The sequence below is a fragment of the Corynebacterium suicordis DSM 45110 genome, from assembly GCF_015351405.1.
Classification (GTDB): Bacteria; Actinomycetota; Actinomycetes; order Mycobacteriales; family Mycobacteriaceae; genus Corynebacterium; species Corynebacterium suicordis.
The window spans coordinates 171,731-189,117 of record NZ_JADKMY010000003.1 but is presented as its reverse complement, the minus strand read 5'-3'; the positions used below and the strand labels follow the sequence as shown (position 1 = coordinate 189,117).

Below are 17,387 nucleotides of genomic sequence, written 5' to 3'. Positions count from 1 at the left end.
GGAGGAAACCCAAATGTCCGCAGAAGTGAACCCCGCCAACAAGCAGCGCCTCGCTGAGCTCGTCAAGGAATTGGCCGTGGTGCATGGCAAGGTCACGCTGTCCTCCGGCAAAGAGGCCGATTACTACGTTGACCTGCGTCGCGCCACCCTCCACCGCGAGGCCTCCAAGCTCATCGGCAGCCTCCTGCGTGAGCTCACCGCAGATTGGGATTACGCACACGTCGGCGGCCTGACCCTGGGTGCTGATCCCGTGGCCACCGCGATCATGCACGCCGGCGAGGACGTGGACGCATTCGTGGTGCGCAAGGAAGCCAAGAAGCACGGCATGCAGCGCCAGATTGAGGGCCCGAGCATCGAGGGCCAACGCGTGCTGATCGTGGAGGACACCACCACCACCGGAAATTCCCCGCTCACCGCAGTGGCCGCCGCGCGCAACGCCGGTGCCATCGTGGTGGGAGTGGCCACCGTGGTGGACCGCGCCACGGGTGCCAAGGATGTTATCCAGGCCGAGGGAGTGGAGTACCGCAGCCTGTTGGACCTGGAGGATCTGGACCTTGCCTAAACTGCGCTCGGCCTACCTGGGTGCCGCGGCCGTTTCGGTGGTAGCTGCCGCCTTTCCTTCCGACGCCACCACCCGCGTCATCAAGCCCACCCTCATGCCATTACTTCTGGCATCGAGTGCGTTGTTCGCCACGGAATCCAACCGTCGCACAGCATTGAACAAGCCGGTGGATGCGGCCTTGCTCACAGCAGGTCTGGCCGGTGGCTGGGTAGGGGACATCATCCTGATGGGCAAGGATTCCCGCAGCGAGAACCCGCAGGTCCGGGCAAAGAACCTGAACCAGGGGAGTGCTGCCTTCGCGGTGAATCAGCTGGCCTATCACGCACTCCTGCTGCGCTCCGGGGCACGGATCACGGGCAAGAATCTGGTGCTGCGGGTGCCGGCGATGTTGGGTGGGATCGGTTTGGCGTCGATAAGAAATAAAAAGGCACTCCCCGCGGCGGTGGGTTATGGCTCGCTGCTGGGGCTCACCAGTGTGCTGGCGCAGGATTCTCGGGAGGATGCGGCGCTGGGTGGAAACCTGTTTGTGGCCTCGGATGGGTTGATCTTGGCTCGGTTGACGCTGCTCAAGCAGCTGTCTCGGCTGGATGCGCTCACCGATGGTGCCGTGATGGCCACGTATGTGACCGCGCAGTTGCTGCTGGTGAATCGACTGGTTGATTACATTCTTGAGGGGCGCTGACATGGAAGATTCAAACTCCAAACCTGGCCCCACCGAGTGGCACGAGCACCCGCATGGGCTCGGCCCGTGGGAGGAAGAACATCCCGGTGAGCTGCGGCCGACGGGTGAGCAGTGGGATCCCGAGCTGCTGGATGAGGGTGATCGTCGCAACGTGGTGGATGCGTATCGGTACTGGACGCGCGAGGCGATCGTGGCGGATATCGATACCAAGCGCCACCCGCTGCACATCGCGATTGAGAACTTTGAGAATGATTCCAACATCGGCACCGTGGTTCGCACCGCGAATGCCTTTGCGGTGGATACCGTGCACATCATTGGGCGCAGGCGGTGGAACCGGCGCGGGGCGATGGTCACCGACCGCTATCAGCACCTGATGCATCACCCCACGGTCACGGACGTGCTGGAGTACGCCAAGCAGCATGACCTCACCGTGGTGGCGGTAGATAACACTCCGGGCAGCGTGCCGCTGGAGACTGCGGAGCTGCCCGAACGCTGCCTGTTGCTCTTTGGCCAGGAAGGCCCGGGAGTCACCGAGGAAGCCCAAACTGGAGCGAAGATGACAGTGTCCATCGCCCAGTTCGGCTCCACCCGATCCATCAACGCGGGAGTGGCCGCGGGCATCGCCATGCATGCGTGGATCAGTACCCACACAGACTTGGGTAAGAGCTGGTAAATCTTGAGCTATTCGGAAGTAATGAGAGGGCAACGCGCGTGACAGTACGTTGGGAACACAGGGCGGATTTGGCCGAGCAGGCAGTGAACGAACGCCATGCCACTCGGCTGTGGGGACTCCCGCGCACCAATTTGGCCATCATCGCGTGGCCGCCCACCACTCGAGACAAAGTGTTCCTGCGCTGGCACTACTGGTGGCAGGCGCATTACCTGGATAACCAGGTGGATGCGGCTCAGCGTCGCGGCACCAAGGCGCGTACCCAGCGCATCCTCCGCACCATCCGCGGCATTCGGATCCGTAACCTCAGCCCGCTGTCCAAGAACAGCTATTACGACGATAAAGCCTGGCTGGCCCTCGCCTTCGAACGCGCCCAGCGGCTCCCCGAATTCAAGACCATCTGGGGCAGCCGGGAACTCTCCACCAACATCATGGAAGGCGTGGACGGGCTCACGGGCGTGCTGCCGTGGCGCAGCAATGAGAATTTCTACAACGTCCCGACCAATGGTCCCGCAGCCCTCTTGGCTGCCCGGGAAGGACAGCTGGAGTTCTCCGCGCACCTGGTTGATTGGGTCTTTGAAAACCTCATCGATGGCAAGGGCCTGGTGATGGATGGCCTGCACATGCGCATGCACGGGCCGCAAAACGCCACGGATACTCATTCCTATTGCCAGGGCGTGATGCTCGGCGCGTGCACGGAGCTGGCCAAGGCGCAGCGCAAGGCCGAAGGTGTGGGTCCGGATGAAGTGTCCCCGGTGGGCATTTCTTCCATCACCCGCGTGCACCACCTGGTGGATGCGGTGAGCACGCACATGACGAACAACCATGACGTGATCAACTGGCGAACCGGTGGTGGAGATGGCGGCCTGTTCAATGGCATCCTCATGCGCTACCTAGCCCTGGTGGCCACGGATCTTCCTGGTGCCAGTGATGCCACCCGACAGGCCAAGAGCCGCGCCCGCCGGATCGTGCTGGCCACCGCAGAAGCTGTGTGGCGCTCCCGCCTGGAAGTCGATGGCCTGCCCGTATTCAGCGCCGATTGGGAACGCGATGCTGTTCTCCCGCAGGCCGGCGGGTTGATCGGCGCCACCATCGCCGGTGCGGTGGCCAGCTCCGATATCGCCGAGCGTGACCTCTCCGTACAGCTCTCCGGATGGATGGCCATGGAAGCCGCCGCGAAGGTCACGCGCTCGCAGTAGATTACGGCGATTTACCTCCGTGTAACCCCGCACGGGCATAAGCTTTCCCTTCATGAACAGCACTGGCCGTACACCGGTCACTCTCCGCCGCTCCCGCATCGCGGTGGCTGCGGTTTTCCTCCTGCAGGGCATGCTCCTGGCTGCCATCCTCACTGAGCTACCCGCCATTCGCGCGGAGCTCCAGGCCACAGATGGCCTGCTCGCAGTGATCATCGGCGTGGTCAGCGTGCTCTCCGCGCTGGGTTCGGTGGCCGCGGAAAAGCTCGCTGAGTTTAAAGATTCCTCCACCGCGTTGATGACTGGCCTGGGTGTCTTGGTGTGCGGTGGCTTGGCCGTGGCTATCAGCCCAAACATCGCCACCTTCATCGCCGCCGTTGCGCTCTACGGCATCGGCGTGGGCATGGTGGACGCAGCCGTGAACATGCAGGCCGCCACCGTCCAGCGCCGCGTGGGCACCGTGATCCTCTCCAGCTTCTTCGCCTCCTGGTCCGCCGGCGCCATCCTTGGTGCCGTGGCCGTCTCCATCGGCGAGGGCATGGGCGCGTCCTACAAGGTGACCATCGCCGTGGTGGCCCTGGTCGTGGCCCTGGTGGGCGCGCTGGCCTCCCGTTGTTTCCTCCGCTATGGGCATCAGCCGCACCTGGATCTGGATCCCATCCCTGTCCTGCTCCCGTGGCGGCCGGTGGTTGCCCTCGGGTTAGCCATGGCCCTGTTTTATGCGGTTGACTTCGGCCTTTCCAATTGGTCACCCATCTTTTTGCACGACGCCCTCCTCGCCTCCACCTCAACCGCAGCCCTGGGCGTGGCGGCCTACCAGGTTGCTGGGTTCTTCTCCCGCGTGACCGCAGATTTCTGGACCCGCAAATTCGGCGCTGTACGAGTGGTGCTCGCGGGCGGGCTGATCGCTACCGCAGGCATGCTCCTCACCATCACCGCCCAATCCATCCCGGTGGCCCTCACCGGGCTGGGGATCACGGGCTTGGGCGCCTCGGTCATCGCCCCGCTGTGCTTCTCCGCTGCAGCAGAACTCAGCACCGAGCGCTCCCTGGACGTGATCATCGCCCGGCTCAACCTCTTCAACTATGCGGGGACCATCCTCGGCGGAGTGGTCATCGGCTCGGTTCTGGCCCTCACGGATGCCCGGATCGCGCTGGGCATTCCTTTGCTGGCATGCATCGGGTTGATGGTGCTTTCGGGAAGTTTCAGAGGTGGCGTCGGAAAAAACAGCCCCCAAATTAGGCCTAAAACGGACAACCCTGCCCCCACTGGGTCTGCAAAACGGGCATAATCCAAGGTAGAAACTCAGCAAAACTTACAGGAGGCATCTATGCCAATTGCAACCCCGTCCCAGTACATGGACATGTTCGATAACGCGAAGGAGAACGGTTTCGCATTCCCCGCGATCAACTGCACCTCCTCCGAGACCATCAACGCAGCTCTCAAGGGCTTCGCGGATGCTGAGTCCGATGGCATCATCCAGTTCTCCACCGGCGGCGCGGAATTCGGTTCCGGCCTGAACGTGAAGAACAAGGTGGCTGGTGCTGCTGCACTGGCAGCCTTCGCACACGAGGCCGCCAAGCACTACGGCGTGAACGTGGCGCTGCACACCGATCACTGCCAGAAGGAAGTTCTGGATGACTTCGTGCGCCCCCTGATCGAGATCTCCCAGAAGCGCGTTGACGCTGGCGAGCTGCCACTGTTCCAGTCCCACATGTGGGATGGCTCCGCGGTTCCCATCGATGAGAACCTGGAGATCGCCCAGGAGCTGTTGGCCAAGGCCAAGGCAGCCAACATCATCCTCGAGGTGGAAATCGGCGTGGTCGGCGGCGAAGAGGACGGCGTGGAAGCCAAGGCTGGTGCCAACCTCTACACCACCGAAGATGACTTCCTGAAGACCGTCGATGCCCTCGGCACCGGCGAGAACGGCCGCTACCTGCTGGCCGCCACCTTCGGCAACGTCCACGGCGTGTACAAGCCAGGCAACGTGAAGCTGCGCCCAGAGATCCTGGACATGGGACAGAAGGCCGCTTCCCAGAAGCTCGGCCTGTCCGAAGGCTCCCTGCCATTCGACTTCGTCTTCCACGGTGGCTCCGGCTCCGAGAAGGAAAAGATCGAAGAGGCACTGCGCTACGGTGTGATCAAGATGAACGTGGACACGGACACCCAGTACGCGTTCACCAACCCCATCGCCCGCCACATGTTCGGCAACTACGATGGCGTGCTCAAGGTAGACGGCGAAGTGGGCAACAAGAAGGTCTACGATCCCCGCTCCTACCTCAAGAAGGCCGAAGAGGCCATGAGCGTGCGCGTTGTTGAGGCCTGCCAGGATCTGCACTCCGCTGGCAAGTCCGTTTCCAACTAATCGCCCACGCTTCAACCCTCGCGTTTTACGCGAACCACTAGGAGAACCATGAGCGAGCAACTACGCGGCGGCCGAGATCTCTTCGGCGCTGAACACCCAGAAGTACGCCTCCCCGATGAGCTCATCACCGCGGCAAACGCGGAGGTGGCTGGAGCGGGAATTGAAGCTCTGGAAGCTCTAGCCCTCAATGATCCCAAGGACAGTGGCGTGTGGGCTGCGTTGGCCAACCGCCACCTGGATGATGGCGATGCCGTCACCGGTTACGCGTGCGCCCGCACCGGCTACCACCGCGGTCTGGACGCGCTGCGTGCCAACGGCTGGCGCGGCACCGGTCCCGTTCCCTGGGATCACGAGCCCAACCGCGGCGTGCTTCGCGCCATCGGCGCTTTGGTGTCCGCAGCTCGCGCGGTGAAGGAAGAGGACGAGGAAATTCGTTGCCTCAACCTGCTGCACGATTGCGACCCCGCAGCAGCACCCGCCATGCGCTTGCTGGACTAGTTCCCCGCAGCGTCTAGATTTACATAGATGAATGAAGTGACGAGGAGCGAGCCGGACACTCGGCAGCACCGCGCCGCCCGGCTCCGCCGATTCATCCGCTCCAACGCGCCGGGCGTGAGCAAAGCCGCCCGCGCTCTCTCCACCTCGCCTCCCGCCCAGGGTGTCAGCCGAGTGCAGGAGCGCATGATCTTCGCCCTGCAGGCCGGGCTGGCCGCGGGCTTGGCGCTCTTGATCGCCAACTGGATCGGTAACCACCCCGACCCCTTCTTCGCACCCATGGCAGCCATAATCTCCTTGGGTGTGTCCGGTGGTCGCCGCCTGCGTCGCACCTTTGAGCTGGCTCTGGGTGTGGCGGTGGGCATCGGCATCGGCGACTTCGTGGTTAGCCAGATCGGCGATGGTTTTTGGCAGGTCGGCGTGGTGGTCTTCCTGGCGATCGTGGTGGCCACCTTCGTGGATCGGGAAGCTTCGGTGGCCATCCAAGCAGCCAACACCGGCGTGCTGATCGGCACCATCCTGCCGCCAGGCACGACGGGTACGTGGGACCGAATGATCGACGCCCTCATCGGCGGCCTCGTGGGAATTTTCGTGATGGCTGTGATTCCCAACTCTCCGCTGAAACCGGTTCGCAGGGTGATGTCTCAGATCCTCTCCAAGGCTGCGCTGGTGTTGGACGACGTGGCCCGCGGTATCGATGAGAAGGATCCCGAAGCGATTCAGGATGCGCTGAACATCGCGCGCAGCACCCAAGGCTCGGTCAACACCCTCAACGTCCGGGCGGATGGCGGTGCCGAGATGATCGCAGTGAGCCCGATCTACTGGAACGCCCGCAGACACAACAGATCGTTGATGCGCTCACTGGATCCGGTGGATAACATCATGCGCAATACGCGTGTGCTGGCTCGGCGCGCAGAGGTGATGATCGCGGACCGTATCAACCCGGACCCGGTACTGCACGAACTCCTGCACGAGCTGGCCAATGAGCTGGGCCACCTGGGTTCGCTCTTCGCTACCGGTGGCACGCGCGGCTCTCGGGAAGACGCGGTGGAGATGCCGGAGATCGCCCGCAACCTGCAGCGCATCGCTGCCCGCGCCACTCTCGACGTGGCCGAGGGCACCGGTATTTCCGGAACCGTGGTGCTGGCGCAGATGCGCTCCGTCATCGTGGATACCTTGATGGTCTGCGGCTTTTCTCGCGAGTCAGCCATGGCCTCCCTGGCGCCCACGGTGGAGGAACCCAGCATCGAGCCGGAAGTTCGCGATTAGTTTCTCACGAACTGCCCATCACGCAGATGTCGGTAGAACGTCACGGACTTCAGCGGTCGCGGATGCGCCTGCCCATCACGAGTGACCTGCAGATCCACCCCTCCTGCCTGCAGCGCGCGCCCCTCCAGCACTGGTGGCTGGATGTTTTCTTTTCGACGCCACCTCGTCCACCATCCGCCCTTCTCTCCTTGCGGGGAGGGCAGCGGAACCGCGACGATCCCCGGGGCTCCCATCATCGGCATCATTCGCAGCCCACGCGTGAACGTGCCGCGCGTGCCGGTCTGAGGATCGTGGCTGTAGAGAACACTGGAATCCACGATCGCCTCGCCGATCATTTCTCCCGCGGCACCAGCCGGGCCGGTGATCTCCGCAGCTCCGAGCACCACTTGACCATGATCATCGCGGATCAGCGTGGTGGGCAATACCGGGGCGGTGCAGGAGAACTCCAGGAATTGCTGGGGTGTGGCGTCGGAAATAAGACCCCAATTCTTGGCCACGGGGGAAGTGGCGGGATCATTGGGGACGAAGGCCACCTCCATCCACAGCGCATCAACGCGCATGAGTTTGCCCACGATGGCGGCCAAGGCTGCATCAGAGCCATGCACGATCAACCGCACGCGCTCGCTCACGGTATGCGGATCGGGCTGAGGGATGCCGAGGTGGGCGACATCGGGCTGTGCGGCAATCTCCGCCAGGCTCGGGGTGGTCCCGCGGAGGAAGCGAGCGGGGAGGGCATCCAGGAACTTGAGATCGGTGCGGCCGGGAAGGGAGGGGAGTTCTACCGTGCGGGTTTCCTCATTTCGCGTGCCCGAGCTGGGCATATCGAGCGGGCCACCAGTGGGGGAGCAAGGCAGGTAGATGATCATGCTTCGATTCTAACGCTGGCCAGGACAGCGTTTCCCCGGGCAGCGGCGGCGCATGCAGTAGAATGAACAAACGTCTAGGAGGGGCGTGCCGTTGGCGCTGCCCAAAATCACCACTCAAGTTTTAAGGACGTGTCTGCGCTTATGCCAGCAATTATTGTCGTCGGGGCCCAGTGGGGCGATGAAGGTAAAGGCAAGGCCACCGATATTCTCGGCGAACATGTCGATTACGTGGTCAAGCCAAACGGTGGCAATAACGCAGGTCACACCGTGGTTGTGGGTGGCGAGAAGTACGAGCTGAAGCTCCTTCCCGCTGGCGTGCTTTCCGAAAACGCCATGCCCATCATCGGCAACGGCTGTGTGGTGAATCTGGAGGCTCTGTTCGAGGAGATCGAGGGCCTGGAGGCCCGCGGCGCCAACGCATCCCGCCTGCGCGTATCCGCGAATGCCCAGCTGGTGGCCCCTTATCACGTGGCCATCGACCGCGTGGCGGAGCGATTCCTGGGCAAGCGCGCCATCGGCACCACCGGTCGCGGCATCGGCCCGGCGTACTCCGACAAGGTTTCCCGCGTGGGCATCCGTGCCCAGGACCTGCTGGATGAGTCCATCCTGCGCCAGAAGATTGAGTCCGCTCTGGAGCAGAAGAACCAGATCCTGGTGAAGATCTACAACCGCAAGGCCGTGGATGTGGACGAGGTCGTGGAGTATTTCCTCTCCTTCGCCGACCGCCTGCGCCCCATGCTTATCGACGCCACCCTCGAGCTGAACAAGGGCCTCGATGAAGGCAAGCGGGTGTTGATGGAAGGTGGGCAGGCCACGATGCTGGACGTGGACCACGGAACCTATCCATTCGTCACGTCTTCCAACCCCACCACCGGCGGCGCGTGTGTGGGTTCCGGTGTGGGTCCCACCCGGATTACCTCCACGCTGGGCATCATCAAGGCGTACACCACGCGCGTGGGAGCGGGACCTTTCCCCACTGAGTTGTTCGACAAGTGGGGTGAGTTCCTGCAGGTCACTGGCGGTGAGATCGGCGTGAACACCGGGCGCAAGCGTCGCACCGGTTGGTACGACTCTGTGATCGCCCGCTACGCCTCCCGCGTGAACGGATTCACGGACATGTTCCTGACCAAGCTGGATGTGCTCACCGGCATCGGTGAGATCCCCATTTGCGTGGCTTATGACGTGGACGGCGTGCGTCACGATGAAATGCCGATGACCCAGACCGAGTTCCACCACGCCACTCCGATCTACGAAACCATGCCCGCGTGGGATGAGGACATCACCGAGTGCCGCACCTTCGCTGACTTGCCAGAGAAGGCGCAGGATTACGTGAAGCGCCTGGAGGAGCTATCCGGTTGCCGTATGTCCTACATCGGCGTGGGACCGGGTCGCGATCAGACAATCGTGATTCACGACGTGCTGGAAAGCTAAATCTGGCGGGGTCTAAATCTGGAAGTCGATCACCACGCGCGGCGGGCCGTCCAGGTACGTCAGTGAGTAGGGTGCTTTCTTGGTGAGCCCGATTATGAACTGCGAGCGCGCCTCAAACGCGCTGTTGTAGTTCACGCCGGTGACGATTCCCCCGTGCTCCGTGGTGCCGGGGTATTGCTTGGTTTCCAGCATCTGCTGTTGCGCGGCTGGGTCATCCATGGGGTAGGGGGTCATCTCAATGCCCAGGTCAAGCGCGCAATTTCCCTCGTAGGCGATGTCATGGCCGGAGGCCTGCTGCTTCGGCTGCTCCAGGAGCTTGCTGTACCAGCCCGCTGGACCAGTGCCGGAGAACTCGATGGTCACCCGATCGAAACCCTGGTGGTGCGCGGCACGGATGGCCTTGGGGGTGAGGTTGGATCCGCGCTCGGGGTAGAGGGTCTGATCCTCGAGCGATGGGGTGCCGAGGGGCTTGAGCTGCTCGTTGCTGGTTGCGGTGGGGGAGGCTTCGGTGGCGCTGGTACTGGTCTCGGTGGTTTCTTGCAGGGTGGATTCTTGCGTGCTTGTAGCTGGAGTGCTGCTGCCACTGCTGGCCACGGAACTCTGCTGCTCCGAATTTTCCGACCCGCATCCTGCGAGTAACAAACCGCTTACTGCGATGACCGATACCGCCTGCCACTTGAACGTCTTCATGGTGTCCAGTCTATGGAGTATCCCTGGCTGAGCGGGGAGCACCAGCTTCATTTGGGTTACTATCAGGGAATGAGAAAGACCTTCGCCACACTGGCCGTGACCTGCACAATCCTTACCCTCGCAGCATGCGGAAGTGACTCAACAGAATCAACAAACGCAACAGAAGAATCACCTGCTTCTGTTGAATTCTCCACGCCGCAGGAGCTGTACGACAAGATTGACGCAGAAGATAGTCCTGTCTCTTGCGTAGAGCGAGAAGAGGTAGTCCCACCGGAAATTGAGGGTGCGGAGCACCAGGTCAACTGCATCGAGGCCACGAGCTCGCTAACTACGATCGCGACTTATGCGTCGAACGATGACCTTGAAGAACATCTATCGGTTGTGCGCGGAACTGCCGAATGGGAATACCAGGACATGGCGGTCTTGCGGGGTGCAAACTGGACGGTGGATTGTAAGTCGGTAGCCCAGTGCAAAGACTGGCAAAAGGGATTCGGTGGTGAACTCCTGCACTCCGAGGAGTCTTAGTTCCGCGATTCGCCTAGCCCCGCTGTCGTTTCCTCGACGTTAAACGGGATCATGCCCGCGTGAGCGGGGAGCACTCGTACTTGCGGAAGGAGCGGAATGTGAGTTGGCTGGCGGGGCTGCAGTGGGTGAGGTTGAGCGCGACGAAGTTGGGATTAGTCATTAGTGATTGCGTTTCTTTCTTCCCCTCCAATAGGGTGGTCTCCTCCCCCCCGGGTTCGTGTTCGTCGTCCGGATACAACCCGTCTGGTGTGTTTTCTCCGAGGAGTGCTCTCACGTAGTCCTCGGTGTACCCGGTGCCTTCGTAGTCTCCGTCTAGGTCATCCAGGAGGTCTAGTAGCGCATCGTTGGTGTAGCTACCCAGGTCGGAGGTGCGGTTGTCTGCGAGGACGATGCGGGTGGCGTTCTCTTCATCCACGTCTATGAGCCATACGTCGGCGTGTGACCATGCGGTGAGGTCTTCCGCGTGGAGGGTGCGCATGGCTTTGATGGTGTGGTTACCGGCGAGGATCTCGTACGGCCGTCCGGTGTGGGTGCCTTTGTTGACGAGGACGGGGCGGAATTGTCCGTGCGCGCGGAGGGAGGATGCGATGGTGGTTATGTCTCCGTGGCGTGGGTTCTTGTGGTCTTCGGTGAGCTGGTCTAGTGGGAGGCGGAGCACTTCGGGGGGTTGGGTGGTCATGCTCCGCATAGTGCAGTGCGTGGCGCTGAGGTCAGGAGGGGAGGTTAGTCTGCGGTCTTCTCTTTGTCCGCTTTTTTCTTGGCATTTTCACGGAACATGTGCACAACTGCGGGGCCGCCACCTATAACGGTGCCGAGGCTATTACTGATGGCGGGATGCCAGCCGATGTTGGAGAGCTGGGTAAAAAATAGTCCGAGGAGGAAGTACGCGAGGTGGGCTTTAGGGTCGGAGATGAGGAAGTGGGAGACGGTTAGATAGATGGAGCCAAGCTGGTGCAGGTACTGGCGGAACGCCTCATTCTCTTCTTCGTCAGCGGGGCGTTTTTCTTCAACTTCGCGCTCGAGAAGCTCCATGTACCCGGCGGGGTTGTCTACTCCGTAGAGGTCGGCTAGTTCGGCGGCACGCTGGAGGGAGTGCCCTATGTTCCAAGAGGATGTGTTGAGTTCATACTGCTCAATGATGTTCGCGGCTGCTTTGGCGGCGCTCATGTATGGCTCCATGGAGAAGCTAATTCGCGGGGCAAGGTTCCGGTATTGCTCCGCCAGTCTGGCTATTCCGAGATCATTGAAGTTCGGCACCTGAACATTTACCTTGGCTAGGCTTGCTGCGATGCTGGGGACTTGGGCCTTAAACTGCGCGGAGTTATTCATCATGACGGGGAGGACGGATCCCATGATGTTCTTCATCATCTGCTCGTTTTGGCGAGAGAAGGATTCGGTAAATTCAACTAGCGGTTGAAATTGAGCCGTGCTGCGGTTTACCTCTTGTGCCCAAGTCGCCATATCGCCGAGTGTGGATGGAGGCTTGTAGATGTTTTGGGCGAGTTCTACGAGGGGTTGGTTCATGCGGGGTGAGAAGGCTGCAGGTGTCATTGTGGCGGCGAGGTTGTTCATCGCCGCTTTCATGGCCGGGGTAACGGTCATGTTTTTGGCTATCTCATGGAGCCGTTCGGATCGTTCGCTGGGGGTTGAGTAATCTTCCACACCCACCTACTTTAGCGGTGAGGTGCGATCCCTAGCGTTCCAGTTATTCCAAGGTGAAGGGGGGTAATTAGAAGCCCCAATCCTCATCGGTGATTTCCTCGTGTGGGCCTATGACGCAGCAGGAGCCGAGGCCGTAGAAAAAGTCATGGTTCTCGTCCCCTTCTGAGGTGAGTGATGACTGCATCGCCTAGTGAATACGCACTCATCGGCGGGGAAGAGGGCGGGGTGCCCGAAGTTGTTTAGCGCCTTGTTGGTGTTTTGGAGGAGGGGAGTTTTCCGCAGCTTTCTTACTTCCGAGGGGATCGAAGATTGCGGCGGGGTGCTCGGCCTCAAGGTCTTACAAATCTAGGAAGACAGCGGGCATGATCCCCGCGTTAGCGGGGAGCATTTCCCACCGGTTAGTACCTATGGGTCATCCCGAAGTGTTTCGGGAGCAATCCAAACCTACAGCAACCAGTTGCTGTTCCCTGGACTTGGAAAACCCTCCACCGCTACCTAACCCAGGTGTTTTCTCAAACCAGCGCCCACCCACACCCGCTACAGATAAAGTGAGCAAGAAATAGATAGTTTCCCAAAACGAAAACCACCAACAAGCCCCGGAGGCCCAACCCATGCCCATCGCCAACGCTCGTCCAGACATCAAGGTCCCCACCGGTTCCCTTTATGAGCTCATCTTCGAGAGCCTCCAGCCGGAAGACACCGAGCGCATCGCCATCATCGATAGCGCCACCGGCACGCAGACCACGTATGGCCAGCTCAAAGCGATGGTGGATGCATTCGCCGGAGCTCTCGCGCACCGAGGTGTGGAACCGCATGACGTAGTGGCGTTGCACTGCCCGAATTCGCTGATCTTCGCCGTTGTATTCCACGGGGCGATGCGCGCCGGAGCCACGGTCACCACTATCGGCTCGCTGGCCACGGTGGAGGATATCGAGAAGCAGCTCAAGGTTTCCCAGGCGAAGATGGTCTTCACCACCACACTTCTGGGCCCTGCGGGATTGCAGGCGGCGGAGAAGGTGGGCGTCGAAAAGGAAAATATCTTTGACCTCACCGCCACCCAGGGCCAGGCCACCGTTTTCCAGGCGCTCCTGGCCGAAGGGCATCAGCCGCCAGAGGTGCAGGTGGATGGGACTACGCACATCGCCGTGCTGCCGTTTTCCTCCGGCACCACCGGCGTGCCCAAGGGGGTCAAGCTGAGCCACCGCAACCTGGGTTCCAACGTGGTCCAGATGGTCCCGGCGCTGGATGCGGTGGGTTTGCACCGGGATTCCACGGTCATGGGTGTGCTGCCGTTTTTCCACATCTATGGCATGAACGTGCTGCTCAACCTGATTCTGGCCATCCGGGCCACGCTGGTGACGATGCCGAAGTTCGACCTCCCGCAGTTCCTGGAGCTCCACCAGAAGCACAACATCGACTTCTCTTTCGTGGCCCCTCCGATCGCGGTGGCGCTGGCCAAGCACCCCATCGTGGATCAGTACGATCTCACCTCGCTGAACAACGTCCTCTCCGGCGCGGCACCGCTGGATCTGGAGCTCGCGGAGGCGGTGAAGAAGCGCCTGAACGTCAACGTGGTGCAGGGCTTCGGCATGACAGAAACCAGTCCCGTGACCCACTGTTCCGTGAAGGGAGTCACGCCCATGAACTCCATCGGTGCGCCGCTGGCCAACACGGAACACAAGATCGTGGATCTCACGGATCCGAATCTCGCGGAGATCCACCAGCCCACCGAGGAGGGGGAGCGTAGCGCGCCGGGCGAGCTGTGGGTGCGCGGGCCGCAGATCATGGTGGGTTACCTCAACAACGAGGAGGCCACCCGCCATACTTTGCTGGAGGACGGTTGGCTGCGCACGGGAGACGTGGCAGTGATCGATTCCCGCGGCGATGTTTTCGTGGTGGATCGCGCCAAGGAACTGATCAAGTACAAGGGCTACCAGGTGGCCCCGGCCGAGCTGGAGGCGCTGTTGCTGACCCGCGAGGACATCTCCGATTCCGCCGTGGTCGGCTACTTCCGCAGGGAGGATGGCGAAGAGGTTCCTCGCGCGTTCGTGGTGGCGCAGGAGGGCCATCAGCCGAATGCGGAGGAGATCATGGCGTGGGTGGCCGAGCGCGTGGCGCCGTACAAGAAGATCCGCATGGTCGAGTTCATCGACGCGATCCCGAAATCCGCCACGGGCAAGATTCTCCGCAAGGATTTGCGGGTGCGTCCCGTAACCTAAAGGGATGTCTCGCCCCGTAGTCATCGCAGATGTAGACACCGGTATCGATGATGCCCTGGCCCTGACCTGGCTGGGTTGCCTGCATGCGCGGGGCGCGATTGACCTCACCGTCACCACCTCGGCGGGCAATTGTTCGGTTCACGACGCCGCCCGTAACTCAAACGCCGTCCTCCGCATGACGGGTTCATCCGCCCGCGCCATCCCGGGCCTTCCCGCGCCCAGGGTTGTGCCGCTGACTACCACTCCGGAAACCCACGGCCCACGCGGATTGGGTTATTGGCAGGATCATGTTCCTGCTGATGAACCGGATCGTGGCGTCGCCCTGCTGGAAACATGGCGAAACACCCAGCCGACCCACATCCTGATCGCCGGGCCTGCCACCAACCTGGCGTACGTGCTGGATCATGCGCCGCGGCTGCTGGAGAATTGCCAGGTCACGCTGATGACGGGCGCGTTTAACTACCCCGGCAACACCACGCCCACGGCCGAATGGAATGCCTGGGTGGATCCCCACGCGCTCAAGCACGTGCTGGACAACTGGCCGGCCAACGCGCCCGCGCTGCGCATCTGCCCGCTCAACGTGACCGAAACTGTGCTGCTGACCCCGGAGCGTTTGCGGGCGATGCTGCGGGATCTTCCCCTGCGCAGGGCGGAATTGATTGATCTTCTTCACGACGCCGCCACGTTCTATTTCGAATTCCATCAATCCGTGGGGGTGGGATATCAGGCGCAGATCCACGATCTGGCCGCGGCTCAGGTGATGCTGGCTGAGGCTCTGCATCTGCAGATTTCTCATCGTCTGCGCGGGGCGACGGTTGATGTGGAGGCGGAGTCTTCCCTGTTGCGTGGGACCACTGTTGCCGACTGGGACGGGAGTTACTGGGAGCGCCCGGCCAACGCGGAAGTGCTTTCCGGGATTGATGCGGCGGCGGTGTTGGACTACCTGGATGCGGAGCTGCATAAGAGCTAACCCCGCTGGAAAAGAAGACGTGTGGGGCGCCTAGAAGTTTTTTACAGTGGATGCAGTTTGGCTTCAGCCCGTCAACTGTCACGCGAAGAAATTCCACATTTTCCAGAGGTATTGATGAAGAAGAAAAACACCGTCATCGGGGTGGCAAGTGCTTTCCTCATGTCCTTTTCTATGGCCGCTGTGCCGGTTGCAGGTGCGGCTCCGGGCGCTGACTCTCTGACTTGGGGCGCGTGCCCAGAAGGTGCTTTCGTGGCCGAGGGTGGCGTGTGCGCGGACGTGGAGGTGCCCAAGGATTACGCCAATCCGCAGGCTGGAACCATCACGCTCACCATGAGCAAGATCCCTGCAGCCAGCGGACACGCGCGCGGAACCATCGCGGGCAACCCGGGAGGTCCGGGTGGCGACGCCCTGGCGATGTTCAGCAATGGGGATCCCAGCGATCCGCTGTATGAAAATCGCGTGAAGATGCCCAAGAACGTGCAGGATAACTACGACCTGGTGGCGCTGGAGCCCCGCGGGCTGGCCTTCGGTGAGCCTTTGACCTGCGAAGTTGGGGGAGTTCCGGCGGGACCGATGGCTCTGAGCCTCACCGCGGGTTTGACCCGGGAAATCTGCAATGCGGTGCAGCCCGGTTACATCGATAACGTGACCACGGATAACACCGCGAGGGATCTCAACGAAGCGCGCAAGATGATGGGGCTGGAGAAGCTGAGCCTCTACGGCTTGTCCTACGGCGGGCTGTTGATGTCCAGCTACGCCACCCAGTTCCCGCAGCACACAGATCGCACGTTGCTGGATTCCTCTATGGGCCAGGATATGCAGTGGGCGGATACGTCCAACCGCGTTGGCGATCGCCGGGATTCCCTTACCGAGCTGTTCAAGTGGATCGCGGATCGCGATGATGAATACGGTTTGGGAGATACCCCGCTGAAGGTGTACCAGCGCTGGTCACAGGTGGTGGAGAAGGAAGTGGGTGTGCCCGCACAGCTGACCCCTCCGCCGGCGCAGATCGGTGATCTTCCACCGGCTATCGCGCAGCATTCTGACGTGGCTCTGCCCACGGTTAACCAGGCCTTGCCCGCCGCGTGGCGCTTGTACTCCGCGTGGCACACGGTCACCCGAGGAAAGCCGACTGGAACCCAGGAATCCGGATTGTTCCAGTACACCTACTTCCAGGCTCTCTACAACGAAGACAAGCGCGGCAAGGTGGCGGAATACATCCGCGACGGCAAGCTGCAGCAGGGTGAATCCGCAATGCCCGATGTGCCCGAGAGCGAAGAAGTAATGCAGGACATCATGAACCAGCAACTCACCATGGGCATGGTGGAGCGCGCCATCTTGTGCAACGAAAACCGATACCCCATCGAGGGCGAACGCACCATCCCGCAGCTGGTGGATTCCATGACCGGTGGAGACGTGATCAACACCATCGAGTTGTCTTTCAAGTCCGGACAGAACTGCATCGGCTGGCCATTGCCTCGTCCGGCGATGACGGTGAACGGCGATAACCTCGAGGTCAAGCCGCTGCTCATCGGTTTCGATCACGATAGCGCCGTGCGCGGAACCTCCATCTGGGACATGCAAAGGCGAATGGGCGGCGAAGTGGTCGTGGTCAGCGGACATAGCCATGGCGTGTTGATGTCCCGCTCCGATGAAGTGGCCGCGAAGGTGAGCAGCTACTTCGGTGTGTAGGTGAGCGAGCACCACGGCATGGATCACGGCATGGGCGTCGGCATGGACGTCGATTTTCATGCACAATGGGTGCAGAGCGCTACAAGAAATCTT

Annotated in this window: 16 protein-coding genes and 1 pseudogene; 13 read left to right on the top strand and 4 right to left on the bottom strand. The window is 61.5% G+C overall.

Annotated elements, in window-relative coordinates:
• Positions 1-13: 13 nt before the first annotated feature.
• The 8 genes and pseudogenes from pyrE (at position 14) to IRY30_RS09265 (ending at position 7,239) form a co-directional block, all read left to right on the top strand.
• Positions 14-562: an orotate phosphoribosyltransferase gene (pyrE, locus tag IRY30_RS09300; protein ID WP_194557147.1), complete on the top strand. Its 549-nt coding sequence runs from the start codon at positions 14-16 to the stop codon at positions 560-562.
• Complete coding sequence (locus IRY30_RS09295) at positions 555-1,244, top strand: lysoplasmalogenase family protein (RefSeq protein WP_228503367.1); 690 nt, start codon at positions 555-557, stop codon at positions 1,242-1,244. Before pyrE ends, IRY30_RS09295 begins: the two co-directional genes overlap by 8 nt.
• A gap of 1 nt (position 1,245) precedes the next feature.
• Positions 1,246-1,917 (top strand): TrmH family RNA methyltransferase, encoded by a 672-nt coding sequence (locus tag IRY30_RS09290; protein WP_194557145.1) that lies wholly within the window; start codon positions 1,246-1,248, stop codon positions 1,915-1,917.
• Between the two features lie 38 nt (positions 1,918-1,955).
• A complete protein-coding gene (locus tag IRY30_RS09285) occupies positions 1,956-3,113 on the top strand; it encodes a glycoside hydrolase family 76 protein (protein WP_194557144.1) in 1,158 nt (385 codons plus the stop codon).
• A 52-nt stretch (positions 3,114-3,165) separates the two neighbouring features.
• The gene (locus IRY30_RS09280) at positions 3,166-4,401 is read left to right on the top strand and encodes an MFS transporter (protein WP_194557143.1); all 1,236 of its coding nucleotides are present in this window, start codon (positions 3,166-3,168) and stop codon (positions 4,399-4,401) included.
• 36 nt (positions 4,402-4,437) lie between these two features.
• Positions 4,438-5,475, top strand: a pseudogene (gene fbaA, locus IRY30_RS09275) (class II fructose-bisphosphate aldolase); the annotation flags it as partial.
• A 48-nt stretch (positions 5,476-5,523) separates the two neighbouring features.
• Positions 5,524-5,973, top strand: a complete 450-nt coding sequence (locus IRY30_RS09270) for a DUF3151 domain-containing protein (RefSeq protein ID WP_194557141.1) — start codon at positions 5,524-5,526, stop codon at positions 5,971-5,973.
• Positions 5,974-6,000: 27 nt separating this feature from the next.
• Positions 6,001-7,239 carry an FUSC family protein gene (locus IRY30_RS09265; protein WP_194557140.1) on the top strand — a complete coding sequence of 413 codons (1,239 nt, stop codon included), beginning with the start codon at positions 6,001-6,003 and terminating at the stop codon, positions 7,237-7,239.
• Here IRY30_RS09265 and IRY30_RS09260 read toward each other — a convergent pair.
• Positions 7,236-8,105 (bottom strand): hypothetical protein, encoded by an 870-nt coding sequence (locus IRY30_RS09260; RefSeq protein WP_194557139.1) that lies wholly within the window; start codon positions 8,103-8,105, stop codon positions 7,236-7,238. The two genes, IRY30_RS09265 and IRY30_RS09260, sit on opposite strands and share 4 nt — an antisense overlap.
• Before the next feature lie 141 nt (positions 8,106-8,246).
• Between IRY30_RS09260 and IRY30_RS09255 the strand changes: the two genes are divergently transcribed.
• On the top strand, positions 8,247-9,536 hold the full coding sequence (locus IRY30_RS09255; RefSeq protein ID WP_194557138.1) for an adenylosuccinate synthase: 1,290 nt from the start codon (positions 8,247-8,249) through the stop codon (positions 9,534-9,536).
• A gap of 12 nt (positions 9,537-9,548) precedes the next feature.
• Here IRY30_RS09255 and IRY30_RS09250 read toward each other — a convergent pair whose 3' ends face one another.
• Positions 9,549-10,226, bottom strand: coding sequence for an AMIN-like domain-containing (lipo)protein (locus IRY30_RS09250; RefSeq protein ID WP_194557137.1), 678 nt, complete (start codon positions 10,224-10,226; stop codon positions 9,549-9,551).
• Between the two features lie 12 nt (positions 10,227-10,238).
• Here IRY30_RS09250 and IRY30_RS09245 point away from each other — a divergent pair, with 12 nt between their 5' ends.
• A complete protein-coding gene (locus IRY30_RS09245) occupies positions 10,239-10,751 on the top strand; it encodes a hypothetical protein (RefSeq protein WP_194557136.1) in 513 nt (170 codons plus the stop codon).
• A gap of 49 nt (positions 10,752-10,800) precedes the next feature.
• Here the strand turns inward: IRY30_RS09245 and IRY30_RS09240 are convergent, their stop codons facing one another.
• Together IRY30_RS09240 and IRY30_RS09235 are read right to left on the bottom strand one after the other, a co-directional pair.
• Positions 10,801-11,430, bottom strand: a complete 630-nt coding sequence (locus IRY30_RS09240; protein ID WP_194557135.1) for a ParB/RepB/Spo0J family partition protein — start codon at positions 11,428-11,430, stop codon at positions 10,801-10,803.
• A 44-nt stretch (positions 11,431-11,474) separates the two neighbouring features.
• Entirely contained in the window at positions 11,475-12,413 is a 939-nt protein-coding gene (locus tag IRY30_RS09235; protein ID WP_194557134.1) for a hypothetical protein, read from the bottom strand.
• A gap of 611 nt (positions 12,414-13,024) precedes the next feature.
• On the opposite strand from IRY30_RS09235, the gene IRY30_RS09230 reads away from it, so the two are divergent.
• The 3 genes from IRY30_RS09230 to IRY30_RS09220 all read left to right on the top strand — a co-directional run bounded on the left by IRY30_RS09230 (position 13,025) and on the right by IRY30_RS09220 (position 17,294).
• On the top strand, positions 13,025-14,632 hold the full coding sequence (locus tag IRY30_RS09230) for an AMP-binding protein (RefSeq protein ID WP_194557133.1): 1,608 nt from the start codon (positions 13,025-13,027) through the stop codon (positions 14,630-14,632).
• 4 nt (positions 14,633-14,636) lie between these two features.
• Positions 14,637-15,602, top strand: coding sequence for a nucleoside hydrolase (locus IRY30_RS09225; RefSeq protein ID WP_194557132.1), 966 nt, complete (start codon positions 14,637-14,639; stop codon positions 15,600-15,602).
• Between the two features lie 114 nt (positions 15,603-15,716).
• On the top strand, positions 15,717-17,294 hold the full coding sequence (locus IRY30_RS09220; RefSeq protein ID WP_194557131.1) for an alpha/beta fold hydrolase: 1,578 nt from the start codon (positions 15,717-15,719) through the stop codon (positions 17,292-17,294).
• The last annotated feature ends 93 nt before the right edge of the window (positions 17,295-17,387 follow it).